A 24,247-nucleotide genomic window follows, 5' to 3' on the forward strand; every position below is an offset into this window, starting at 1 on the left:
AAACTCTATTCAAACCCATTTCACTCATAAATAAGCTAATGGCATGAATGTAATTTTGACTTCACCTTTTCCTGTATTCACCCCATATTGACAATCTAGTTTCCCACATGCCCCTTCTGCTTATCACTTAAGGTAAATACCCTTGCTTTTCAAATAATCTCCCTAGATTCTCTGCCATATATTGAGGGGAATGAGGCATTTTATTCACAATCCACCACTCCACAGTACCAACGAAAGCGGAAGCCAAAAACTGTGTAAGAAGTTCCGTATCCATCTCGTGTTTGGTTTTCTGTGCATTTATTTTTTCATTGATGTTGGATACAATAAACTGCAGCATACGCTCTCGAAATTCAATGGTTGTTTTACTGGAAAGCATAGAAGAGAAAAACATATAATTTTTTTGAAAATAAGTAAATATTATCTCAAGCATATGGAACATGTTCGAGTTCTCTGGATTCATTCCATTATCTTTACAATAAATGAACATTTTGTTTAAATGCTCATTTATGCATTGATTAAGCAAGTCATATTTATCCGTGTAATGAAGATATACTGTTCCCCGATTTACATTTGCACGTTCAGCTATTTCATTTATGGTGATTTGTTCAATTTCTTTATCGGAAAAGAGTTCTAGAAAAGCCTCGGTAATAGCTTTTTTTGTCTTCAGAATTCTCCTGTCTGTCTTGGTTTCAATATCCATCCTTAATTTCCCTCCTATAGTTAATAAACAAAGTGATTATAAATGTTGAATATGAGACAAATGGACATTTATTAGCCATTGAATTCAAATCTCCTACCTTTATAATAATTAACAAGCGGCGCTTATTCAACACATGTTGATTAAAATAGTTTGAAATATTGAAGGAGGACTAACTGATGGAAGACTTAAAATCGAAGGTAGTTATTGTTACAGGAGCATCTAGTGGAATAGGTGAGGCCACGGCTAAGCTATTAGCTCAAAACGGCGCAAAGGTAGTATTGGCTGCAAGGAGAGAAGATCGTCTGAGAACAATTGCAAATGAAATCGAAGAGAGTGGAGGAGTTTCCGTCTATTTACAGACGGATGTTGCTTCCTCTGAAGACATGCAGAAGCTAGCGCAGTTTGCCAAAAATCAGTTTGGTCGTATCGATGTTCTGGTGAATAATGCTGGTATCATGCCAGCATCACACCTAAATGAACTAAAAATACATGAATGGGATCAAATGATAGATGTTAACATCAAGGGAGTTTTGTACGGCATCGCCGCGGTTTTGCCGACCATGCGGGAACAGCAATCTGGCCATATCATCAATATCGCCTCAGTTGCTGGCTATCAAGTCCATCCAACCTCTGCTGTATATAGCGCAACAAAATTTGCAGTCAGAGCAATTTCAGAAGGACTCCGACAAGAAGAATCACCAGCAAACCGTATCCGTTCCACCATTATCTCTCCGGGAATGACCGATACGGAACTGACAAATACAATTAGTAGTCCGGAAGTCAAAGCAATGGCAAGTCAAGTAAACAGTATGGCCATTTCTCCATACAGCATCGCCAGAGCGATTTCTTATGCAATAAATGAACCCAATGATGTAGCGGTCAATGAGATTGTGATTAGACCGACAATACTGCCATAATATTAACCAAAATATATCGTTCTTCTCATTTCATAATGGGAAGGGCGTTTTTTTACATTTTTGTTAACTGGTTAGTTGATGTTAGAAGCACTTGAACTATCCCTGTTGCTTCCGTTGCTTCTATGATTTCTTATGCTACCAATCACCCATAAAATCAAAGGAATGACTATGTAGACGAGTGGATAAAGGAAGCCAATAAAAAGGATATTTTTAAACTCATATCCAATCCGAATATCGTATGTGGTATAGATCACGAATGCCAGTAAAAAGAAAGTCGTTATGCATGCGATAAGCTTCCAATTCTTGAAACCGGTCCACTCCGCTATCCCATAGCTAAGGATGAACAAGCATACTGATAGTTTAATAAAGGCACCAAGTACCCAAAAGGTAATGTAAAAAGCATCGATGTTCTGAATGAATTCTAGAATAGAAACAAACTTCGTGAGAGAATACACGGGAACTACCATCTCAGCGGTGATGTTTGGTCCGGTCATAAACAAAAGTACCAAGGTGGTTAAGACTCCCCATAGCATAGCAATCGTCGTTCCCCAAAGAATTCCTTTCGAAGCCGTACGTTTGTTTTCGGCAAAAAAGAAGAGCATGAGAATAATCGAAGGATCTATCATATAGTTGAAGGAATATAAAGTGCCCTTCAGAATCTGCAGCCACCCCGAGTCCGCATAGATGGGTAATATCCGTAATCCCCCCTTTAAACACCACATAAACAACGAGAAATAACATACACAGGAAGATGACAATCACCGGCATCTCATGCAGCAACACTAAATTTTGGAACTCCCCAAGGCCTCTTGTGATTGTAGACATTTGTATAAACCAAAGGATGAAGTAAAACGTGACAAATATTTTCCCTAGCACGGTGCCTAGAAGGTCTTTAATGAAAGCAACTAACGTTTTATCCTTATTTTGCATACAAACCTGGAGCATGAGCCAAGTGATGGCCAACATGATTATGCCCCCAAGTAGAATAGAAATCCAACTATCCTGGAGCGATTGCTCAGCAGCAAGCTTTATGGGAACATAGGAAAATATGATGATAGAAGAGATACTAATCAGCCAAAACAATTGATAACCGGTTACCTTCATCCGTCACTTCCCCCTACTCCTTACTATTTGAACCTTTTTCCGCTCGTTCCGAGTGACCTTAGTCGAATATTCGCCTTAACGTTAACGTCGGTTTCCATGAATGTTTCATCCCAATTTTCTTTTTGTGATTTCCACCAATAAGGAAATTCGCGATGAAGATGCTCGCCGATGCCGAATACGTCTGGCCCAAACTCCTGGACTTTATCCACCGATTGCTGTAATTCCTTTTGTATTTGCTCGTTAAGGTATTTCTGGACTTCGACTATGTTATCTACTTCATACATATCTAGTGTGGTCGTGTTTTCAAGAAGATACGCTTGTGCTTTGACGGATAATACAATGCGATTGGGATTATCGCCGCTAACGGAGCGAATCTGACGTTTAAGCCGAGTAAACCTAAATGATAAAGTACCATTGCCATCCTTCCATGGAATCGTTACACCTTGAAACGTTTCTTTCCCCGCCATCCAAGCTACTTCAGATCCTTCTTCTTCATCCAGAATCCCTTTGACTTTAAGGTCTTTATCCAAGATGGCGAAACCTGAAAATAATGCAATCTGCATCGTTTCTTTACTGTTTATTTTTTCTTCTTCTATTTTAAAAACTGGAACCAGAGGTCTATTCCCTTCAGAAAGAATGTCAATGACAAGCTGTTTCGACGAGAAGTTTCTCATCCCGTTAATACGCATCTCCTTACCGGCTGCAATGCTAGATAGATGCTCCATAGGGTGTTCTTGCATGAGGAAATCCTTGGCACGGCCTCCTTTTATCATGATCGAAATATCCCTTAAATTGTTTGCAGGATCCCTGTTCAGTTTATCGAATAACTTGCTTACATCGTTTTTTTCGAAATACTCTTCACTGATCGCAATTAGGATTCGATGATTCTCCATCAATTTGCGGGACATTTTCCTCCGGATTTTTTGATTTGCTTCAAAAATATCTTTACCTTCGGCTGATATGACAACGAAACTTTCCGAATCGCTGGGGCTTGCTCCCATTACACTTCCACTTATCTGAGAGGGAATTACGATTTGATGGCTAACTTCGATACCGCCATTATCAACATGATCGATTGCAGAACCGATGATGAAAGCCAATTGGTTTGGTTCAACAAAATTCTCGCAGCCAGAAACTGGCATTAAAATGATTAAAGTGATACAGACAAGAATGGCGCGTCGGTTCATTTTATACTCTCTTTCTTATTCTGGCCGTTCTTGATCCAGAAAGGATATCGGATTATTCGGTCTTTTATCCGTTTACCGTCAAACGGGGCTACAGGGCTAAAATATGGGGTACCGAAAGATTCCAGTGTCACAAGATGGATTAACAATATAATAATGCCGAATGCAAAACCGTAGAAGCCAAGAGCACCGGTGATAAAGAGCATGAGGTAGCGAATGATACGAAAAGGAAGGCTAGCACTATATCTCGCAATGGTGTAACCGGCAACTCCTGTTAATGAAATAACGATAATAATTGGCGTGGATATGATGCCGGCTTCTACAGCTGCTTGTCCGATGATCAGTGCTCCAATAATGCTCATGACCGGTCCTAGTCGATTAGGAAGATGAATGCCCGCCTCTTGCAATCCGTCGAATATAATCATCATCAGCAATACCTCGATAAAGGTCGGGAATGGTGAGTTTTCTCTCGCGGCAGCGATGCTGAACATCAGATAGCGTGGGACCATCTCCGGATGGAAAGTGGTTATCGCGACGTAGATTGCTGGTAAGGCGAAAGATACGAAGGTCATAATATATCTAATCATCCGAGTCAAAATAATAAATACAAATCTCTCAAAATAGTCGTCCGCCGATTGTAGCCCCTCCCAAAAGGTAAAGGGTAGAATGAGGGCAAATGGTGTTCCGTTTGTAATGAGTGCGACCTTTCCTTCTAATAAACATGCGGTCACGATATCCGGACGTTCAGTGTTCTGGATTTGTGAAAACATAGAAAAGGAATTATTCTCTATCCATTCTTCAATATATGCAGAATCGATTACTCCGTCAGTATCAATTTTTCCAAGCTTGCTTCTTACTTCCGATAATACATTCTCATCCGCCTTCCCTTCCATGTATGTAAGGACAACTTCGGTTTGCGTATATTTCCCTATCGTAAAAGATTCCATTTTCAAATCCTGGTGAATAATTCTTCGTCTGATCATCGAAGTATTCGTGCGGAGATTCTCGACGAAGCCCTCCTTGGAGCCTCGCAAGGTCGATTCCTTCTGCGACTCTTGAATACCTCGCTTCTCGTAGTCTTGGACCTGAGCGATGATAGCGGAGTCTTCACCATCCGCTAAAATAACCAAGCTGCCTTTTAGGATATCTTGAACTAAATCCTCCAATGATTTATCAGTCTTAATATTCGTTAGTGGAACCCATTCGCGTCTGAACATCTCAGAGAGTGATTCTATTAAATCGATTCCCTTTGGCAAACCGCTGAAAATTAGGGGTTTAAGGATATTATCCTCTACACCTTGCAATTTAGTCATACCTTCAATATATATAAGTAAAAGAATGGTTTCATCCTTTAATTTCAATGAGCGTAGTACAACGTCTGAGGAATGATGAAATTGTTCTCTCAGGTATGCTTCATTCACTTCGATAGATTTGCTTATAGCACTCATGACTGACCACTCCGGATGATTAAATTCCTATCACTTGGGTATTATGAGCCATTCCGCTTGCATCTATGCATTATCGGAATGGAAGCATACGAAAGACCATCCGAGCATCGTCAGAGTTGCATAACCCACATAAAAATGATCAAAACAAAATGAGTTCGTGTTTAGGCTTATGAATCTTATAAACTCTTTGTAAGGTAATATACATATTTGGACCTAAACAGGAAATGTTATGTACTAATTTTAGAAGAAGCACTGATTAGTCACAAAAATACTTGTTACCTCGTTTTATTTTTGTAGCCCTTGTTATGAGAATAAGCAATTTATAGAAAGAGAATGGAAGTGAAAATATGCAGGAAATGTACCAGCAATATAAAGGGTTACTATTTAAGCTCGCCTATCAACTGACAGGATCGGTTTCGGACGCGGAGGATGTTGTGCATGACGTTTTTCTAAAATTGTATGACGTACCACTGGAGAAGCTAACTGAACCTAAAGCTTATCTTTGTAAAATGGTAACGAATCGTTGTCGGGATTTACAAAAATCAGCGCGTAATAAACGCGAACAATATTATGGAGAATGGCTTCCAGAACCCCTCTCGAATGATGATTCCATGGAATCGGTCGTGCGTGATGATCTATTGTCATACGCGATGATGGTACTGCTTGAACGGCTGACACCAACGGAGCGAGTCGTTTTTGTCCTTCGTGAGGCTCTCGGCTTTGACTATCATGAAATTGCAGAACTTGTTGAAAAAAGCGAGGTAAATTGCCGCAAACTGTTCAGTCGTGCGAGTGCAAAAATGGGGATTACCTCTGAAGAACTTATTCAACCGGAAACTGCTTCTAAAGAGTTTGTTCAGGATTTTCTGGTAGCACTCAAACAGGGGAACATGAATCAAGTCGTATCTATGCTTGATCAAAATGTTGTAATGGTCTCAGATGGTGGTGGAAAAGTAACCGCCGCTTTCGATCCAATTGAAACACGAGATCTCGTTGCACAGTTCCTGCTTGGTCCGGTACGACAAGCATCAATGATTGACGGAATTTCACATATAGAAATCAGTCAAATTAACGAACAACCCGCTTTTATTCTTCGTTCAAGTGAAGGAATTCATACGGTGGGGATGGTTCATATGGAGAAAAATTTGATCCGCAACATATATATTGTCCGGAACCCCGACAAGCTGAAGCATGTAGGAGTATGATACCTATATTGCTTTCCTATTGAGACCCGAAAGATGGATACTTTAAAAAAGTTACCATCTTTCGGGTCTTTTTTTGAATCAAACTATTAGATCGAGTTGACGATTATTAATGAGCAAAACAATAATCTTCCTCAAGAGCACGTGGCAAGGTGCGCTTATTGTGCTGATAGTCCGGCTTTCGTCAATCCAAACGCTGTGTCTGCAGAACCCGGTACAGTTTTGAAAGCTACGTTAATACGGTTCCAAGCATTGATTGCCATAATGGAAAAAGTAAGGTCTGATATTTCTTTTTCTGACAACTGCTCACGAACACGGTCATAAATGTCGTCAGGTACACCTTGCTCAGGCATCTTAGTCAATATCTCGGTCCATGCCAATGAAGCTCGTTCGCGCGGACTAAATAGCGTTGATTCGCGCCAAATCGAGATATGGTAAAGGCGAAGCTCACTCTCACCATGGATCTTGGCTTGTTTGATATGCATGTCTAGGCAAAACCCACACCCATTCATTTGTGAAGCTCTGATGTGAACGAGATGGAGGATTTTCTCCTCAATTGCACTTTCCTTCTCGGCATTGCTAAGTTCAATCATCTTGTTGAAAAATTCTGGTGATTGTTGCATATAATTAATACGTTGTGTCATGACCGTTGTCCCTCTTTTCTTATTTTATGATTAATAGTTTTCAAGCACTATCTATCCTAATGAATATGCATTCTATTAGGACTACTGGATTCGTCATTGCTGCACTCTTTCTACCTTTAACCTCAACTCCCTCCAATTTAGTACACTCAACTATATAACGACGCTAGTGTTATTTTTGTGACAAGGAGGTGCCTGTCGCTCCCCAAAATAGTCGAAAACTAGACATATAGATTATGCTAAAAAGCCTTGTAGAGAGTAAAAATTCTCTACAAGGCTTTTTTTTTTTGTATTTTCAGAAAGAATAAAATTGCGGCTGCATATTTCTTTCGGAAAAACGTTCTAGAGTTATTCTTGCTTTAAAGGTTTGTTTAAATGGACGCGGGGACAGGTTCATCTTCCCATAGGAAGCACTGAGAACCTTCCCCACTGCTTCATTAACCAATTTTACAATAATTAAACAGTTCTTCTTCTCTTATTAAGGTAGAATAAAACCCCACCAGTCAGAACTAAAATGAATCCGGTTAATAAAATCGTGTAAGTATTTGTTGCTGTATTTGGAAGTTTATTACCTGGTTTGTCACCCGGCTTATTACCTGGTTTGTCACCCGGTTTATTACCTGGTTTCTCGCCCGGTTTATTACCTGGATTCTCGCCCGGTTTATTACCTGGATTCTCGCCTGGTTTATTACCTGGATTCTTGCCTGGTTCTTCGCCTGGCTCTTCACCTGGTTCTTCGCCTGGCTCTTCACCTGGTTCTTCGCCTGGTTCTTCACCTGGCTCTTCGCCTGGTTCTTCACCTGGCTCTAAACTTACATCTACAATTCTGCCTTCCACTGCAGTCGGTATACCTTCGCTTCCAATGCTTACTAAATGATCGCGGAAGTTTTCCCAATCAGATAGACCTAAGTCCGACACACGGCCTTCTGCATATGCATTTGCAAAGACGTCATATCCATCTCCGCCTTTAGCCGTGAATGCATTCGTTGCGATCGTGTAAGTTTCTCCATCTAGAATTTCAACATATTGACCATTTTCATCAAGATATTTTATTGATACTACACGTTCGTTTACTGGTTTCGTAGAATCGAACTCTACTTTAGCTCCGGCTACATGTAAGAAACCCCCATTTTCTCCAGGGTATTGACTGAAACTTTTTTCAAATGCTTCTTTTAGTTCTGCACCAGTCAAATCCATCGTTGCCAAAGTATTGGCAAATGGAAGAACTTCGATAACTTCACCAACAGTGATCGGACCTGCGTTGATTGCTGCACGGATTCCGCCACCGTTTTGCAATGCCATGATGATATTCTTACCTGTGAAATCTTTTGCCTTCGCAAGCATTCCGTCTGTAATTATATTACCTAAGATCGTTTCGTTCTTACGTACACTTGGCTTACTATTGTCGCCATCTGTACGTGGATTTTCTAATGCAATTGGAGTCGATACGCCGATTTCTTCATTAGCAACCGCATCAACATGTGCTTTAAATGGTGCCAATACTTCTACTGCTTCTTGATCAGCTACTTGTTCGCTGATTACAACTAAGTGTCCATCATGTTGGATTACAACACCATTTTCATCGAATTTAACGTCGAGCACACCAAGATAGTTATTGGAATTTCCAGCTTGCACAATTACAGTTGGAGTTGCATCTTTCGCGACAACTATCGGTTTAGACAATGCTGTATGGCTATGTCCACCTACGATAATGTCAATGCCTTCTACCTGTTCTGCAAGGACCAAGTCATTATCGATTGCTGCATTGTCGTCATATCCAATATGAGTTAATGCAATAATCTTATTTACACCTTGTGCTTCTAAGGACGCAACTGCTTTTTCAGCTGCTTCTATATAATTTTTAAAAGTAATGGAGCCTGGACTTGAGATATCAGTTGTTTCCTCTGTTGTTAAACCGAAGATACCAACTTTCTCCCCGTTCACTTCTTTGATGATACCATTATAGATTTCACCATTTTCAAAAGCTGCTTCAATGGAGTCATGGAATAGTCCATCAAACTTCGCATCTTTTGAAAAATCAACGTTTGCACTCACAAATGGGAAGTTCGCTCCCTTAACAAAGTTCACCAATGCTTGATGGCCATCTGGTGAAGCGCCTAAGTCGAATTCATGGTTACCGAACGTCATTGCGTCAATGCCCATTAAGTTCATCATAGCCAGTTCAGCTTCACCTTTGAATTCATTGAAGTATAAGGTTCCAGTAAATGCATCACCTGCGTCTAGAAGTAGTGCATCAGGTTTTACACCTCTAATTTCTTTTATAGCAGTAACTGTCTTCGGCATGCTTTCTAGGGCCGAATGAGTATCATTCATATGCATAACAGTCAAATTAAATTGACCTTTTACATCAGTAATTCGACCTTCCAATTCAGTTGGAATTCCCTCACTGCCAATACTCACTAAGTGATTGCTGAAGTTTTCCCAATCAGACAGACCTAAATCCGTTACACGGCCCTCTGCATATGCTTTCGCAAAGACGTCATATCCATCTCCGCCTTTTGCTGTGAATGCATTCGTTGCAATCGTGTATGTTTTTCCATCTTGAATTTCAACATATTTCCCATTTTCATCTAGATATTTTATTGATACTACACGTTCGTTTACTGGTTTCGTAGAATCGAACTCTATTTTACCCCCGGCTACATGTAAGAATCCGCCATTTTCTCCAGGGTATTGACTGAAACTTTTTTCAAATGCTTCTTTTAGTTCTGCACCAGTCAAATCCATCGTTGCCAAAGTATTGGCAAATGGAAGAACTTCGATAACTTCACCAACAGTGATCGGACCTTCATTGATTGCTGCACGGATTCCACCACCGTTTTGCAATGCCATGATAACGTCCTTACCAGTGAAATCTTTAGCCTTTGCAAGCATTCCGTCGGTAATCAGGTTACCAAGGATTGTTTCGTTCCTACGTACACTTGGCTTTGTATTATCTCCATCTGTACGCGGGTTTTCTAAAGCCTTAGGTGTAGACACGCCGATTTCTGTTTGTGATACTGCATCAACATGTGCTTTGAATGGCGCAAGCACTTCTACTGCATCTGGATCTGCCGCAATACTATTGTTGATTGCTAATAAGCGACCATCATATGTTGTAATCACACCGTCATTGTCAAAATTAACATTCAACACACCAAGATTGTTGTTTGCATTTCCAGTTTGTACGATTAGTGTTGGTGCTCCACCATTATCGATCAATACCGGTTTGGACAATGCTGTATGGCTATGTCCACCTACGATAACGTCAATGCCCTCTACCTCTTCAGCAAGAATCAAGTCATTATCGATTGCTGCATTGTCGTCATACCCTATGTGAGTCAAAGCCACAATTCTATTGACACCTTGAGCTTCTAAATACTCAACAGCTTTCTTAGCCTCGTCAAGATAGTTCTGGAACTCTATGGAACCTGGACTGGAGATGTCAGCTGTTTCCTCCGTTGTTAAACCGAAGATACCAACTTTTTCACCATTTACTTCTTTAATGATCCCATTATAAATCTGACCATTGTCATATGCTGATTCAATGGAGTCATTGAATAGGCCATCGAATTTGTCATCCTTCGAAAAATCAACGTTTGCACTAACAAATGGGAAGTTCGCTCCCTTAACAAAGTCCACCAATGCTTGATGGCCATCTGGTGAAGCACCTAAGTCAAATTCATGGTTACCAAATGTCATTGCGTCAAAGCCCATCAAGTTCATCATGGCAAGGTCAGCTTTACCTTGGAATTCATTGAAATACAATGTTCCAGTGAATGCATCACCTGCATGAAGAAGAAGTGCTTCTGGTGAATTTTCTCTTAAATCTTTTAAAGCTGTGATTGTTCTTGGCATCAAATCCAATGCTGAATGAGTGTCATTCGTATGGAAAAGTGTCAAGTCTGGACCTGCTGGTTCTGCTGCTAAATCGATTTGCACCAACACAGGATCATGGTCAGATGCCCGACCTTGCAATTCCGTAAAATTAGCATTGATATGGATCATATCGACTGATGTGTTTGATACCAGATTGTTTGAAACAAGGATATGATCTAATACTTGGTTGTTTCCTTGGAAAAAATAAGAGAAACGATCTTCTCCAGGAACGTGATCAACCATATTTGTTAAAACATCGCCTTTAAGCGTTTCTAGTGCTGGGGTGAATTCAAAATCATTCATGTCTCCAGCAACAACGATATTCAAATCAGGATTTATTTCAAGACCTGCACTAACGAAATTATTAATTTCTTGTGCTAATTGAATTCGCTGACTTTCCGATCCCAATATCGGTGGTTGATTTGCTCCCCAAAGAGATTGGTCTCCACCTTTAGAATTCAGATGAGTACCGATAACGACGACACGCTCACCTTGGAATTCGAATTCAGCAGCAATCGGTTTACGTGTGTTAGTGAATGCAGCAGGGTTGACTACACCCGGATTAAGCGTTAAGGTACCTTGTTCTGTCCAATCATTTGCTTGAGTTGCTGTACCTTTAGTAGCATCAACTAAATCAACACGTTCAGGGTTGTACAGATAACCAACACGGATATTTGCGCCTGGCGCACCACCGTTCGTGTTATTTACAGGTGCAACGTCCGTCCATTCATAGGTTGGACCGCCGGCAACTTTAATTGCATCAATCAAGCGCTCATAGCTCTCGGATGCATCTGTATTACCAGAATCAGTCTGTCCGTCATTATCCTGAACCTCTACAAGCGTAATGATATCAGGAGATTTCATATTCTCCACAAATGACTTTGCGATTCTTGCCACTTTTGCATCTGGTGTATTTGCTGGGTTGTTTGAGAAGTTTTCAATATTGTAATTTGCTACAGTCAATTTATCCTCTGCAGGTTCAATATGCGTAACTTCAGGTTTGATGGTTGATTTGATAACTTCCGGCAATGTGCTTCTATCTGTCACTAGTCGGTATCCTGAACTTGAATACGAAAGAATACCAACTACATCTCCATCAAATCGATCTCCGGCATTATAAGTAGTGCCGACACCAGATAGCATGATTTTTTCAGGATTATAATCGTCTGCTGCGATATTTAGTCCACCATTTAAATTCAATTCGTTATTTGTTGTGCTTTCCACGATGATTGGAACCTCACCGGAATATGGTGGTCCCAATACAAGAGCATCCGGGAATGATAGACGCATATATTCAACAGCTTCCCAGAAATCAATGCCATCTTCTTCAGGATCAAAAGACTCCATTTTGTCGTTATCAATGATCTTGTTTGGAGGGAAGATATCTTTCCCAACTACAAGAGGTGCAGGAAGAGCAGCTGTTCCTGTCTTTGTTACTGCAGATCCGGTAATTTGAGTTCTGGAAAGGTTAGCGCCTCCACCAGTTTCTGTCACTCTTCCGTCTACAGAAACTGTATCCCCAACAGAAACCCCATGATCGTTAAGGTTTACTTCAATTGCTTCGGATGTTGCATCGTCATCATCTGCATTCTCATGATCTTGCATGACAAAGCCGTTTCGATTAAAGACATGCGTTACCACACCCGTGACATCTTTCACAGAAGAACCATTATATTCTGAGACATGTCCTTTTCCTTGAATCTCATGGATAAAGATACCCTCTGTATTCAGGATTTTGAAAGTGAAGCTGTATACTTCGCTCTCCGTTCCATCGGCAACTGCAATCGCCTTGATGGTAGTTTCTCCGGTTTCTAAAGCAATTGCTTCACTATATTTTGTACTTTCTGTACTTGGGGCTGAACCATCATTAGTGTAATAGATTTCAGCACCTTCAAGATCGGATTTCAATTCAATTTTCGTACCTGCTGCTACAACCCCCTGTGCCTGAGTTGTATAAACGGCTGGCTTGTTAACTAAATCATAGCTTTCTAGACCAATAGTCTTTAAGTGATAGCCAGTTCTATTGACAGAACCAACTCCTGTAAGATGAACTTGATCTCCTTCTTTGTAGTACTTGATCAGGTCATCATAGGTGGAGCCTGTACGATTATCGTGAACGACAGTAACGCTTTCTCCACTTTCAAAGACTGCTTCAAATGTAGCAGTTCCAAAATTGTCTTTTGTCATGTCAGAAATCGTGACATTTTCAAGCTTTAACCATTCACCTTGTGTACTCTCATCTACTTTTGTGACAGCTTGTGCTGCTGGAAGTTCATTTCCAGATGAAAGAATTTCTTGTTTGGTTGGTTTGATCTCCAACTCATTATTATAAGTAATCAATTCACCGGTAATTTTTACTTTGTCTCCCGGTTTAACGTTATGAAGACTATTAAAGACGAGCATTCCTGCTGTTTCGTCTTGCATGTAGAAGGTATCATAACCCCATAGTCCTGTATTTGTTGTTGCAATTCCTTCAAACGTTACCGTGTTGTTCTCACCTAGTTCGCGCGCTTGTGCAATGGAAACGGTTGGAACAACTGGTTCAGGATCGGTAGGTTCTTCTGGATCTTCTGGGTCGGTAGGCTCTTCAGGGATAGTGACTCCAAAGGTATGCTTTCCAAGATCAGAAAAAACATTGTTCCCTAAATTAGTCCATTCCGTGTCTATATTAAACGCATCATTGATGATCGTATCCCCTGTGGTAATATTGCTGTTCCTTACAAGGGTAACATCCATAAGAACATTTTCAACTGAGCCGACTTGGCCAATTGAATCTACGACTTGTCCATCTTTTTTCAGGACAATTTGATCATTCCCATTAAAATTGATGACTTGATTGTTGGTTTTATCAGCTACAGCAAGAATGGCAGAATTTGCACTTGAATGGGAAATAACGTATGTATCACCCTCTGCAAGCTTCCCCTCTAATGTTAACGAACTACTAGGTGTAGTGGTTCCTGTAGTGACACTTGCATTATTATTGTAATGTTCAAGAGTATAGCCACTCAGATCAATTTCTTCGCCTGTTCCATTAAATAGTTCAATAGCTTTATTGAAGCTCGATCCCTCAATATATTCTGAGATAATGAGATCAGTAGCAACAACAGTTTCAGCTTTTACATTAGTATTAGCCACTGGTGAAAATAAACTTGTGATCAAGAAAATCAACGTGACAATACTTATACTTCTCTTATGTCGTCTTTTCATGTTTCTCCTCCACCTATTTATTTAATAATTCGTTTGTTGAATCGTGTTTGTTTAGGGTTTCTTTTTTCAGGGGAATTTGCCTGTAGTAGCATTTTGCGACACGTAACTTCTCGCAAGTAGCAATATTCAGATTTATACATCTAGGAAAATATATATTACCAATTAATCTCCTTCTATTTTTTGTCTGAAAAACTATAATTTTCAACACGGTATGTAAGCGTTAACATAAGGTGTAATCTCAAATAAGTTTAAAAACCCTTCTATTAACGGTTATACCAGTACCATTTTCTTACTTTGTAAATTCAAACAAACTCTTCCCGAATTAAATTGTATTGTCTTAATATGAATCTAGTATTAATCTAATGTAAAAATTGTCGAAATACCGAAAAGTCTGAAAACATTTCAGAAAAAATATATCCAAAAAGTATAAAGACCTTTTGAGCACTTACTTTCAGCGACATTTTGAATCCGCTAAATGACTATGAGCAGCTTGAACACAGTGCAACCCTAAAATCCCCCTAAACCTATTATAATTTAGGGAGAAATTTACGTAAATACAAATATTGGTGAAAATCGACACAGATTCAGTTTCATTGCAAATATTGTAAAAAAAAGCGCAAGCGCCTCGACCAGCCCCGACCCTTTGCTTTGCCTGGCTAAATCGTCATTTTCCAATTTGACAGCGCTAACCAATTTTCCTGCTCTTTATAATCGGGCGATATTTTTCCGACAAGTCGCCAGAACGAACGGTCGTGATTGAGATGAATCATATGACACATTTCGTGTACTACTACGTAATCGATTACTTTAATTGGCGCCATCGCCAGTCTCCAATTAAATGTTAACTGTAATTGGGAATCACAGGTTCCCCATGTAGTTTTACTATTAGATATACGGATCGAACGTGGTTTTACTTTGAAGTTACTCTGATAGGATTTTACACTCTTCTCCACGATAGCTTTGCATTGTTGATAATAAAATCGCTTTAAAGCTTGTTTTATGTTTTTGTCCTCAACCTGTTTCACATAGACATTTATATGTTTTTCATCAAACACGACATAATCTTGCTCAATAGTAGTATCTGGATAAACCTTTACAGGATATGTTTTTCCTAAATAAAGTACCCTCTCATCATGACTATAGTTTTTCTCCTGCTGCCCAAGAAGTCTATCCTTCATCTCCTTTGATTTTTCCTGAATCAGTTCCCACTTGTCCTCTAACAATTGAATCACTTTTTCATTCGGTGTACCTTTAGGAGCCTGGACTTCGATATTTCCATAGGCGTCCATTTGAATGGCCATGGATGTACGATTTTTGTACTTTATCTCAAAATAGATCGTTTCTCCTGAATATGTATGTATCATTTTATCACCTTACATCATGTACTTTAAAAGCACGGGGATGGTTCTCTTGCTTCCGAAGCAGTTAAGAACCATCCCCCGTCTCATCATCATTCTTTTTCAAAGTTATCAAGTAATGCACGCACTTCATCTGTTGATTTCGTGTTCATCAGTTGATTTCTTAATTCACCAGCCCCACGGAACCCTTTAACATAAATTTTGAAAAAGCGATGAAGCTTTGTGATGGAACGTGGCACTAGTTCTGCATAATGATCCTGAAGATCCAACTGCAGTCTTAAGAGATCAAGGTATTCTTTACTGCTATGCTCTTTTGGCTCTTTTTCAAAAGCAAAAGGATTTTTAAAAATACCTCGTCCAATCATAACGCCATCAATCCCATATTGTTCAGCAAGTTGCAGCCCAGTTTGACGGTCAGGAATATCACCATTAATGGTTAGTAGCGTATTTGGTGCGATACGGTCACGTAATTTTTTGATTTCCGGAATGAGCTCCCAATGCGCATCTACTGCGCTCATTTCCTTTCTTGTACGTAAATGAATAGAAAGGTTCGCAATATCCTGTTTTAAAATATGCGTTAACCACTCCTCCCACTCGTTTACTTCCGTAAAGCCAAGTCGTGTTTTCACGCTGACAGGCAGTCCGCCCGCTTTTGCTGCTTGAATAAGTTCTGCCGCAACATCCGGGTGAAGAATAAGGCCGCTACCTTTCCCTCTCGATGCCACATTTGGTACAGGGCAACCCATGTTAATATCAATACCTTTAAATCCCATCTCAGCCATGCCGATACTCATTTGACGAAAATACTCGGGAGTATCTCCCCAAATGTGTGCCACCATTGGCTGTTCATCTTCTGTAAAAAGCAAACGGCCACGCACACTTTCCTTGCCCTCTGGATGACAATAGCTATCTGAGTTTGTAAACTCTGTAAAAAATACATCCGGTCGACCTGCTTTACTTACTACGTGACGAAAAACTACATCTGTTACATCTTCCATCGGTGCTAATACAAAAAATGGCCTTGGTAAATCACGCCAAAAATTATCTATCATTTCAAACTCAAATCCTCTCGCAATAAATACAACTTCTAACACCCGGTCAAAAAATATAAAGCCGAATGTTCCAATTCTTATACACTTATATCTTGCTCCATAACTTATTATCAAACACTAGTAGATTTGGACAGTTCAAGTTGTGAATAACTATATTATCTAGTTATGTCCCAGCCTCTTTCGCTTATTGTGCAGTCGTTTTAAACATTTTCATGTTCCACTCAATTTCCCTCTATTCTCTGTTAAAATAAAGTCTTTCCTTTTCTCCCGCTTTCCCCTCATTTCCGCAAGAAAAAAACCCGATTTTCCGGGCTTTTCTCACGCTTTTTCCACGAATGTTGATAAGTCGGGGATAACAGGCTTTTCTCACACTTTTTGGACAAACTTTATTCCAACTGTGGATGAATTGTGGAAAAAGTTTATTTTATCTGGAAAATCTCTATTTTTTAGTTACGTTTTCTTCACCAACAACGCAACATTCTCCACATGCGCTGTATGAGGAAACATATCCACAGGCTGAATCCACTCTACCTTATACTTCTTACTCACAAACTCAATATCCTTCGCCAAAGTAGACGGATTACAGGAAACATAAACAAAACGCTGTGGCTGTACTTCTAAAACAGTCTTCAAAAGCTTCTCATCACAGCCAGTTCGCGGCGGATCTACTACTATCGTGTCTGGTTTCCAGCCTTCTTTTACCCATTTTGGCAGCCATTTTTCAGCTTGGCCTGTAACGTATTTCATGTTCGAGTAGCCGTGCTTCTCCGCGTTTATTTGTGCATCTTCAATCGATTCTGGAATTGTATCCATTCCACGAACCTCGCCTGCTTTATCCGCAAGCCAAAGTCCAATTGTTCCAACTCCACAGTACGCATCTACAACCTTCTCTTTTCCAGTTAATGCAGCAGCCTTTTTCACTTCGTCATACAGCTTGACGGTTTGGACCGGGTTGAGCTGGAAGAAGGCGCGTGCGCTTAGTTCGAAGGAAAGGTCGCCTAGGGTTTCTTGGATGACTTGTTCTCCGGATAGGTGGATCGTTTGTTCTCCAAAGATGAGCGACGTTTTTTTGCCGTTGATGTTTTGGAGGATGCTTTTGACTTGTGGGAGACGCTTATGGATTTCTTCCACGATTTGTTGTTTTTTCGGCAGCTTTTCTTGGGTCGTGATAAGCACCACTTGGATTTCGCCACTTGCGAATCCAACTCTTGTCATGATCGTTCGGACGATTCCTTGGCCGCCTTTTTCATTGTAGACGGAGACGTTGAAGTCTTGAAGGATTCTTTTAACGATGTTCGTGACTTCGGTTGTCGACCTGTGCTGAACAAGACAGTCGGATATGTTGATCAGCTTGTGTGAGTTTTCTCCATATAGACCTGCGATGACTTTTTCTTTTTGTTTGCCGACTTGGAATTGGCTTTTGTTGCGGTAATGCCATGGATCTTCCATACCGATCGTTGGCTTGATGTTGAGTTTTTCAACATTGAGCTTCGTGTGGCGCTCTAACGCTTGGATGACGATGTCGCGTTTATGTTGGAGCTGTTGCTCGTATTGTAAATGTTGAAGCTGGCAGCCGCCGCATTGCTCGTAAATTGGGCATGGTGGGGCGATGCGATGTGGTGATTTGATTCTGATTTTCTTAATTTTTGCTTCGGCGAATTTGTGTTTGATGTTCGTTACTTCGGCAACAACTTCTTCGCCAGGTAGTGCACCTTGCACAAAGACGACTTGTTTTTTGAAATAGCCGACTCCTTCTCCATTTATGCCTAGACGTTTAATCGTAAGGGGGAAGGTTTGGCCGACTGTCATGGTGACGCCGTTTGTTGGTACTGGTTTTTTCGTTTTCATTTTACTAACTCCTCATGTTGCGGTTCGATGCTTCTCCATAGGTAGAGGGAGGCGTAGCTTAAGTATGGCTCCCAGTCCTTGCTCCATTGTTGCATTTGGAGGATTGTTGGTTTTTCGTCGAGTCCTTTTAGTTTTTTCAAGGCATTTTGGATGCCGATATCTGCGAGTGGAAAAAGGTTCGGTCGTCCAAGCCCGAATAATAATAGGTTCTGGATGGTCCATGGTCCAATTCCACGAATTTTGATTAGTTGCTTTAAAATTTCTTCATCCATTTTTTCCGGTAATTCATATAAAGGGAGCTCTCCCGCGGCAATTAATTTCGATGTATCAATAATGTACTCCGCTTTTCGGCGACTCATTTTTAAGGCAGTGATGTCTTCGTAATCAAGCTTTGCAACGTCCGCTGGCTTTGGATAGAACCATACCCCATCATGCTGAAAGCCAAAAGCGTGCACGAAGCGTTCCGTTAACGTGTGGGCAAATTTCATATTCACCTGCTGATGAATTATGCATTTCATTAGGCAATGATAGAGGTCAAATTCTAGCACAAGTGGTGTTCCACTATGTTCTTGGAAAATTGCTGCAAGCTCGGTGTTGGCAAAATGCTCGTTAATTGGTGACAGTGACTTGTCCCACTGAAAGATACCTTTTATTTTCGCTATTTCTTTTTCGGTAAAAATAGACTCGCTTGTTAACTCAAATTCTGGCTGGTCCGTTGTTCCAATCGCTTTTACCTTGATGACGATTGGTGTTTCTTCAATATATAAAGGAACCTTTACGAAGCGTTCACTTAAATCAAGCGCTATAATTGGATCAATTGATAACCGTTGCAGTACTCTGTCAAAATTATATGGACCTTCTATCTTTATTTTACCCATTATCTCCGCCCGCCTTTCCTTTCAATCCTTCAATTATAACGGCTTTCTAGTTGCTTGCCAAACGAGTAAGACTTGGGAGATTTGGGAAAGAATAAACGGGTGAAAAGGAAAGAGCTCCTCGACAACTGTCAAAGAGCTAATTTGCTTGGATAAGCATTAACGGATCTGGAATATTCTTTTGGGCGGCAACATGATCTAAGCTTTTGAATGTATAGCCATCCTTATGGAGGTCATCAATCACTTTTGCTAGTGCTTCAGCGTTATCCTTTGACACGGAGTGCAGTAGGATAATGGCGCCTGGATGAATTTGTCTCATAATATTATCGTACGAATATCTCCAGCCTTTTTGCTGATCGGTTTTCCAATCGATAAAGGCTAGGGACCAGAATACATGCTGGTAGCCAAGCTGATTTGCAAGCACCAAGGTTCGCTCACTGAACGTTCCTCTTGGTGGGCGTAGGTAAGTCATGTTGTCTAAACCGGTGATTCGTTTATATTCCTCGCGAATCATTTCTAATTCCTTTTTGAAGCGAACGTCGTTTACTTGTGTTAAATCTGGATGGTGCCAGGAGTGATTGCCAACTATATGGCCTTCATCCACCATTCGTTTTATCAGATCTGGTTGATCCTTTAAATAGTAGCCTGTCACGAAGAACGCTGCAGGTACCTTTTTCTCTTTTAGCACATCAAGAACCTGTGGGGTAAACCCGTTTTCATAACCATTATCAAAGGTAAGATAGATCTCTTTTTTATTCGTATCACCCAAATAAAAGGCATTATGCTTGTCAAGAAGCTCATTGTAATTTCTACCTGCATCAGGTGGCAAGTGATCGCGACTCTTTTTAAAGCCCCAATGATGGGTTGTATGGGAATAACCAGAAGCCAAACTCACCTCCGGAAGGTTAAATAGTGCAACAACGATGAGGAAAGTGGTCAAAATAACTACTGCTTTTTTCAACATGTAAATTCCCTCCTTTCAAGTGGTTCCATTACTAGTTATAGGTTTCGTTGGGAGAGGAGGAAAGATACTCTGTATTGTTTTCCAGTTAAGCTGCAGGAATTAGTTGGGTGTGTAGGGAATTGTTAAGAAAAAGAAAGGTGGTTCCTATCATGAGCTTAAATACAAAGGTTAGCTTAATCGTTTCCTTAACTGTTCTAATCGGTTTACCGGTCATTTTTTTGGTGGTTTCCTTGGTGACAAATGAGTGGAGGTTTCTCACCTTTAGCATAATCCCATCCTTTTTTGCTGGATTTACGGGATTAATATTCGCTTTGCAGCAGAGAAAGAAGGATAGAATCACGAATTAATTGGCTCCGATAACGATGAGGATTAAGGTTATTATAGAAGCAACGACAATTCCTAGTCCGAGCGAAGTACCAATTACAGTGAAGAAATACTTTAACTTGTTACTTGTTTTATTTTTATCAATAAAGAGCTTCAATACGATCGCCAATATCGTAAAAATTAAAACGTTGGACAACCACAGTTCCATTGCGATCCCTCCTTATTAAGTAGTGTGTTATCTATTATATGATTTGTCCGGTATTTATTTTACGAATATTCAAATAATTTTTGGCGTGATTTTGAATAATTGAGGCTTTACCTATCTAATAAACAAAAAAAGCAACCCAACAATCAAGCCAGGCTGCTTTCCCATCATAATTTTTAATTAAACACTCTATCTTTAAACTCCGACAACTTCTCCAACGATGACTTCTCGACATCAGCATGTAAGCTGTTGCCGTGGGAGTCCATCGTTACGACAGCTGTAAAGCCTTCCACTTTCAAATGCCACATTGCTTCTGGGATACCGAATTCCATCAAGTCTACACCGTCTACGCCTTTGATACAGTCAGCATAGTATTGCGCCGCTCCACCGATTGCATTTAAGTAAACGCCGCCGTGCTCTTCTAGTGCTTTCAATGTTTTCGCACCCATTCCGCCTTTGCCCATTACCGCACGGATACCGAAGCGTTTCATGATGTCACCTTGGTAAGGCTCCTCACGAATGGAAGTAGTTGGTCCTGCTGCTTTAACTTCCCAGTTTCCTGCTTCGTCTTTTAGCATTACTGGTCCACAGTGGTAGATAACTTGACCATCTAAGTCGACAGGAGAGTCATTTTCAGAAAGGTATTTATGGATTGCATCGCGGCCTGTGAACATACGACCGTTAATACGAACAACATCTCCAACCTTCAATGAGCGAATTTTTTCTTCTGTAATCGGTGCTTCTAACACGATTTCAGTCGAATCAGAAGTAGCTGCTATCTCTGCTTGTTCCGACAGTTCTTTTGAAAAATCGATCATTTCGCCTTCTTGGTACATCCATTCCATTAGGTTACCGGACTCTGCATCGATTTTCACACCGAGGCGGCGGTATGCCCAACAGTTATAGGCAACGGAAACGAAGAAGCTAGCCGGAATACGGTTTGCCACTCCCACTTTACAGCCAAGCAACGTTGTTTCTCCACCAAAGCCCATCGTCCCAATTCCAAGCTTATTGGCATTTTCCATTACGTATTCTTCTAATTCTTTTAGCTCTGGAACCGTGTTTTCATCATCTAAGCTACGGAATAATTGCTCCTTGGCAAGCTCATATCCAGAAGTTCTGTCCCCACCAATTCCTACCCCAATTACTCCGGCACTACAGCCTTGTCCTTGTGCTTGATACACAGAGTGCATCACACATTTACGGATACCGTCTAAATCACGTCCTGCACGGCCAAGCCCTTCTAATTCACATGGTAAGCTATACTGAATGTTTTTGTTCTCACAGCCACCACCCTTTAAAATAAGGCGGGCATCAATATAATCCTTTTCCCACTGCTCGAATTTAATAACCGGCGTCCCCATCCCGAGATTATCGCCGCTGTTTGCTCCCGTTAACGAGTCAACAGAGTTTGGACGAAGCTTGCCGTCCTTTGTTGCCTGCGCTATGGCAGCATAAATTGCATCTTTTATTTTAAGCTGGTTAACCCCAACTGGTGTTTTAATTTTAAACGTCGGAAGTCCTGTATCCTGGCAAATCGGTGACACATTTTCATCCGCCATTGTAATGTTTTCTGTGATCGTAGCAAGTGACATAGCTGATCTCGTACCCGCACTCTCACTTAACTTCGCCTTCGCAATAGCACGACGCACATCTTTTGGAAGCTTTGTAGAAGTTTCTACAATCAGCTGATACATGCTTTCAAATAATTTCTCCATATCTTAATCCCTCTCCTATCCCCAAGTTGAAAAGCTATAATCAAAATACAACATTATCTATTCTTTTTCACAATAATTATTATACTGCTTCTAATGAAGTTGTTAAAGGGATTTGTAATCGATTGCAAGAGATGGTTTGAAAATAAAGGGATTTACAATAACTTTTTAAAAAATGGGAGGAGATTGCTGGTATGAGTAGGAAATGAAGTTTATGTAATAAGCAAATACATGAAAAAGATTATATTATTTTTTTTGCTTATTAATGCGAGAATGCCTTTTATCTGACGCACTTAGAACAAAGATTATTGCAATACCCCAAATCATTGCTTGTACAATCATCATAGTCAAATTACTAAATTCAAATAAAAGTGACATTAAAAAGAGGAATAGTCCACTTGTTAATACAAGAGTTAAGCCTATTGCAAATGCCACTTTTTCAGGTATTTTATTTATTTTATCTATCATTATTCACATCACCATCCCTTAAAAAGTACTCCCAAAAATATAATGAATTAAATCAAACTTTATAACTGCTCCACCAACAATTATTACTAATAGTAAATTCCAAATGTATAAGATGAAATTTTTTGATGGATATTCATATTTCCACTCATAGTAAATTTTAATTGAAAGACCAATGATACAAATTAATACAATTCCTGCTACATACAGGTTTGGTGAAATTAAATTTTTATTTGTTAAATAGGGGAGAAGGAGTATAGCGATAATCACAAAGATTTTAAAAATAAGGTTAATGTTATGATGCGTATCACTATAGTGAATATCTTCATCATCTCCAAAATCCTCGTTCTGAATCTTGAATACTTTTCTTAGGCAAAATTTCACTATAAAATTCAAAACATACAATGCAACAAAAAATATAGCGAGTTTCACTAACCAGCTCAATTGACCCCTCCTCTATTATAGCCGAATCTCTTTTAACTAATTTTACCATAATAATCAGAATTTTTTTCTTTTAATTGGAACTTTTTTTCTTTTATATGTTAAAAATATTTTACATGATGTTATAAATATATTACACTCAATAGATAAGGTGGTGATTCAATCATGCATAAAAATGGGGAGTTACATAATAATTTGATGGTTTTACGAGCGGAGAAGAAGTGGACGCAACAAGATTTAGCTAAACGTGTTGGGGTTACGAGGCAAACAATCGCATCGATTGAATCGAATCGGTATAATCCTTCGTTAATTTTAGCTTTTGAAATTGCGGTAGCTTTTGAGAAGGAGATTTTTGAAGTTTTTCAATATAAGATTCGAGAATAGGAGGCGTAGTGATGTTTTATGTGTTGGGAACTATTTTATCGCTTTCGGCGCTTATTGGATTTGTGTTTGTTTGGCGGTTTATTAAGCGTGAAGGACAGGATGAACGGGGCGATCAAATATTAGGGAAAGCTGGAATGAATGGTTTTTTTGCCTTTTTACTTGGGTATTCCATCATTTTTTTATTAAATACCATCCTTCAGCTTGATGGCCAGCAATATACCTTTGCATTGACATGTTTATTTGCGTTAGTGGTGCTATCATACTCTGGATCTATTTTGGTGTTACGCAGACAGTATTAAAGCTAGAGGGTCTCCCAATTAGTGGAAGACCCTCA

19 protein-coding genes and 1 pseudogene are annotated in these 24,247 nt (G+C 39.9%); 5 read left to right on the forward strand and 15 right to left on the reverse strand.

All coding sequences use genetic code 11. The annotated features are described in order from the left end of the window. Window positions 1–127: 127 nt before the first annotated feature. Window positions 128–700 carry a TetR/AcrR family transcriptional regulator gene (locus BK580_RS20245; RefSeq protein ID WP_169865166.1) on the reverse strand — a complete coding sequence of 191 codons (573 nt, stop codon included), beginning with the start codon at window positions 698–700 and terminating at the stop codon, window positions 128–130. A gap of 176 nt (window positions 701–876) precedes the next feature. Between BK580_RS20245 and BK580_RS20250 the strand changes: the two genes are divergently transcribed. Then, window positions 877–1,617 carry an SDR family oxidoreductase gene (locus BK580_RS20250; RefSeq protein WP_078382087.1) on the forward strand — a complete coding sequence of 247 codons (741 nt, stop codon included), beginning with the start codon at window positions 877–879 and terminating at the stop codon, window positions 1,615–1,617. Window positions 1,618–1,688: 71 nt separating this feature from the next. On the opposite strand, the pseudogene BK580_RS24175 reads toward BK580_RS20250, so the two are convergent. From BK580_RS24175 to BK580_RS20270, 3 genes and pseudogenes are all read right to left on the reverse strand, one after another. Further along, window positions 1,689–2,721, reverse strand: a pseudogene (locus BK580_RS24175) (GerAB/ArcD/ProY family transporter). Window positions 2,722–2,744: 23 nt separating this feature from the next. Further along, on the reverse strand, window positions 2,745–3,908 hold the full coding sequence (locus tag BK580_RS20265) for a Ger(x)C family spore germination protein (protein WP_078382089.1): 1,164 nt from the start codon (window positions 3,906–3,908) through the stop codon (window positions 2,745–2,747). After that, window positions 3,905–5,353 (reverse strand): spore germination protein, encoded by a 1,449-nt coding sequence (locus tag BK580_RS20270; protein ID WP_078382090.1) that lies wholly within the window; start codon window positions 5,351–5,353, stop codon window positions 3,905–3,907. Before BK580_RS20270 ends, BK580_RS20265 begins: the two co-directional genes overlap by 4 nt. Window positions 5,354–5,700: 347 nt before the next feature. Here BK580_RS20270 and sigJ point away from each other — a divergent pair, with 347 nt between their 5' ends. After that, window positions 5,701–6,558 carry an RNA polymerase sigma factor SigJ gene (gene sigJ, locus BK580_RS20275; protein WP_078382091.1) on the forward strand — a complete coding sequence of 286 codons (858 nt, stop codon included), beginning with the start codon at window positions 5,701–5,703 and terminating at the stop codon, window positions 6,556–6,558. Window positions 6,559–6,713: 155 nt separating this feature from the next. Here sigJ and BK580_RS20280 read toward each other — a convergent pair whose 3' ends face one another. From BK580_RS20280 to pdaA, 7 genes are all read right to left on the reverse strand, one after another. Further along, window positions 6,714–7,199, reverse strand: a complete 486-nt coding sequence (locus tag BK580_RS20280; RefSeq protein ID WP_078382092.1) for a carboxymuconolactone decarboxylase family protein — start codon at window positions 7,197–7,199, stop codon at window positions 6,714–6,716. 453 nt (window positions 7,200–7,652) lie between these two features. After that, a complete protein-coding gene (locus tag BK580_RS23975; protein WP_235864082.1) occupies window positions 7,653–14,282 on the reverse strand; it encodes a 5'-nucleotidase C-terminal domain-containing protein in 6,630 nt (2,209 codons plus the stop codon). A 656-nt stretch (window positions 14,283–14,938) separates the two neighbouring features. Further along, a complete protein-coding gene (locus BK580_RS20300; RefSeq protein WP_078382093.1) occupies window positions 14,939–15,646 on the reverse strand; it encodes a M48 family metallopeptidase in 708 nt (235 codons plus the stop codon). 86 nt (window positions 15,647–15,732) lie between these two features. After that, on the reverse strand, window positions 15,733–16,692 hold the full coding sequence (locus tag BK580_RS20305) for a tRNA dihydrouridine synthase (RefSeq protein WP_078382094.1): 960 nt from the start codon (window positions 16,690–16,692) through the stop codon (window positions 15,733–15,735). A 450-nt stretch (window positions 16,693–17,142) separates the two neighbouring features. Then, window positions 17,143–18,540, reverse strand: a complete 1,398-nt coding sequence (rlmD, locus tag BK580_RS20310; protein ID WP_078382095.1) for a 23S rRNA (uracil(1939)-C(5))-methyltransferase RlmD — start codon at window positions 18,538–18,540, stop codon at window positions 17,143–17,145. Beyond that, window positions 18,537–19,418, reverse strand: coding sequence for a DNA-3-methyladenine glycosylase family protein (locus tag BK580_RS20315; RefSeq protein WP_078382096.1), 882 nt, complete (start codon window positions 19,416–19,418; stop codon window positions 18,537–18,539). The genes rlmD and BK580_RS20315 overlap by 4 nt, the downstream gene beginning before the upstream one ends. 136 nt (window positions 19,419–19,554) lie before the next feature. Further along, window positions 19,555–20,379 carry a delta-lactam-biosynthetic de-N-acetylase gene (gene pdaA, locus BK580_RS20320; protein WP_139364941.1) on the reverse strand — a complete coding sequence of 275 codons (825 nt, stop codon included), beginning with the start codon at window positions 20,377–20,379 and terminating at the stop codon, window positions 19,555–19,557. 149 nt (window positions 20,380–20,528) lie between these two features. On the opposite strand from pdaA, the gene BK580_RS20325 reads away from it, so the two are divergent. Continuing rightward, the gene (locus BK580_RS20325) at window positions 20,529–20,726 is read left to right on the forward strand and encodes a hypothetical protein (protein WP_078382097.1); all 198 of its coding nucleotides are present in this window, start codon (window positions 20,529–20,531) and stop codon (window positions 20,724–20,726) included. Here the strand turns inward: BK580_RS20325 and BK580_RS20330 are convergent. From BK580_RS20330 to BK580_RS20345, 4 genes are all read right to left on the reverse strand, one after another. Then, window positions 20,723–20,911 carry a hypothetical protein gene (locus BK580_RS20330; protein ID WP_078382098.1) on the reverse strand — a complete coding sequence of 63 codons (189 nt, stop codon included), beginning with the start codon at window positions 20,909–20,911 and terminating at the stop codon, window positions 20,723–20,725. The genes BK580_RS20325 and BK580_RS20330 overlap by 4 nt on opposite strands. Before the next feature lie 173 nt (window positions 20,912–21,084). Further along, on the reverse strand, window positions 21,085–22,626 hold the full coding sequence (locus BK580_RS20335; protein WP_078382099.1) for a fumarate hydratase: 1,542 nt from the start codon (window positions 22,624–22,626) through the stop codon (window positions 21,085–21,087). A gap of 243 nt (window positions 22,627–22,869) precedes the next feature. Further along, a complete protein-coding gene (locus BK580_RS20340) occupies window positions 22,870–23,091 on the reverse strand; it encodes a hypothetical protein (RefSeq protein ID WP_078382100.1) in 222 nt (73 codons plus the stop codon). 18 nt (window positions 23,092–23,109) lie between these two features. Next, window positions 23,110–23,532, reverse strand: coding sequence for a DUF4181 domain-containing protein (locus BK580_RS20345; protein WP_078382101.1), 423 nt, complete (start codon window positions 23,530–23,532; stop codon window positions 23,110–23,112). A gap of 162 nt (window positions 23,533–23,694) precedes the next feature. Between BK580_RS20345 and BK580_RS20350 the strand changes: the two genes are divergently transcribed. Both BK580_RS20350 and BK580_RS20355 read left to right on the forward strand, forming a co-directional pair. Continuing rightward, the gene (locus BK580_RS20350; protein WP_078382102.1) at window positions 23,695–23,913 is read left to right on the forward strand and encodes a helix-turn-helix transcriptional regulator; all 219 of its coding nucleotides are present in this window, start codon (window positions 23,695–23,697) and stop codon (window positions 23,911–23,913) included. Window positions 23,914–23,924: 11 nt separating this feature from the next. Further along, window positions 23,925–24,212, forward strand: coding sequence for a DUF2178 domain-containing protein (locus BK580_RS20355; protein WP_078382103.1), 288 nt, complete (start codon window positions 23,925–23,927; stop codon window positions 24,210–24,212). Window positions 24,213–24,247: the final 35 nt, after the last annotated feature.

Origin of the sequence: Sutcliffiella halmapala (assembly GCF_002019665.1) — a bacterium.
GTDB lineage: Bacteria > Bacillota > Bacilli > Bacillales > Bacillaceae_I > Sutcliffiella_A > Sutcliffiella_A halmapala.

Coding starts and splice junctions, on each gene's coding strand:
- BK580_RS20245 (WP_169865166.1), bottom strand. CDS start 700: ATGGATATTGAAACCAAGACAGACAGGAGAATTCTGAAGACAAAAAAA.
- BK580_RS20250 (WP_078382087.1), top strand. CDS start 877: ATGGAAGACTTAAAATCGAAGGTAGTTATTGTTACAGGAGCATCTAGT.
- BK580_RS20265 (WP_078382089.1), bottom strand. CDS start 3,908: ATGAACCGACGCGCCATTCTTGTCTGTATCACTTTAATCATTTTAATG.
- BK580_RS20270 (WP_078382090.1), bottom strand. CDS start 5,353: ATGAGTGCTATAAGCAAATCTATCGAAGTGAATGAAGCATACCTGAGA.
- sigJ (WP_078382091.1), top strand. CDS start 5,701: ATGCAGGAAATGTACCAGCAATATAAAGGGTTACTATTTAAGCTCGCC.
- BK580_RS20280 (WP_078382092.1), bottom strand. CDS start 7,199: ATGACACAACGTATTAATTATATGCAACAATCACCAGAATTTTTCAAC.
- BK580_RS23975 (WP_235864082.1), bottom strand. CDS start 14,282: ATGAAAAGACGACATAAGAGAAGTATAAGTATTGTCACGTTGATTTTC.
- BK580_RS20300 (WP_078382093.1), bottom strand. CDS start 15,646: ATGATACATACATATTCAGGAGAAACGATCTATTTTGAGATAAAGTAC.
- BK580_RS20305 (WP_078382094.1), bottom strand. CDS start 16,692: ATGATAGATAATTTTTGGCGTGATTTACCAAGGCCATTTTTTGTATTA.
- rlmD (WP_078382095.1), bottom strand. CDS start 18,540: ATGAAAACGAAAAAACCAGTACCAACAAACGGCGTCACCATGACAGTC.
- BK580_RS20315 (WP_078382096.1), bottom strand. CDS start 19,418: ATGGGTAAAATAAAGATAGAAGGTCCATATAATTTTGACAGAGTACTG.
- pdaA (WP_139364941.1), bottom strand. CDS start 20,379: ATGTTGAAAAAAGCAGTAGTTATTTTGACCACTTTCCTCATCGTTGTT.
- BK580_RS20325 (WP_078382097.1), top strand. CDS start 20,529: ATGAGCTTAAATACAAAGGTTAGCTTAATCGTTTCCTTAACTGTTCTA.
- BK580_RS20330 (WP_078382098.1), bottom strand. CDS start 20,911: ATGGAACTGTGGTTGTCCAACGTTTTAATTTTTACGATATTGGCGATC.
- BK580_RS20335 (WP_078382099.1), bottom strand. CDS start 22,626: ATGGAGAAATTATTTGAAAGCATGTATCAGCTGATTGTAGAAACTTCT.
- BK580_RS20340 (WP_078382100.1), bottom strand. CDS start 23,091: ATGATAGATAAAATAAATAAAATACCTGAAAAAGTGGCATTTGCAATA.
- BK580_RS20350 (WP_078382102.1), top strand. CDS start 23,695: ATGCATAAAAATGGGGAGTTACATAATAATTTGATGGTTTTACGAGCG.
- BK580_RS20355 (WP_078382103.1), top strand. CDS start 23,925: ATGTTTTATGTGTTGGGAACTATTTTATCGCTTTCGGCGCTTATTGGA.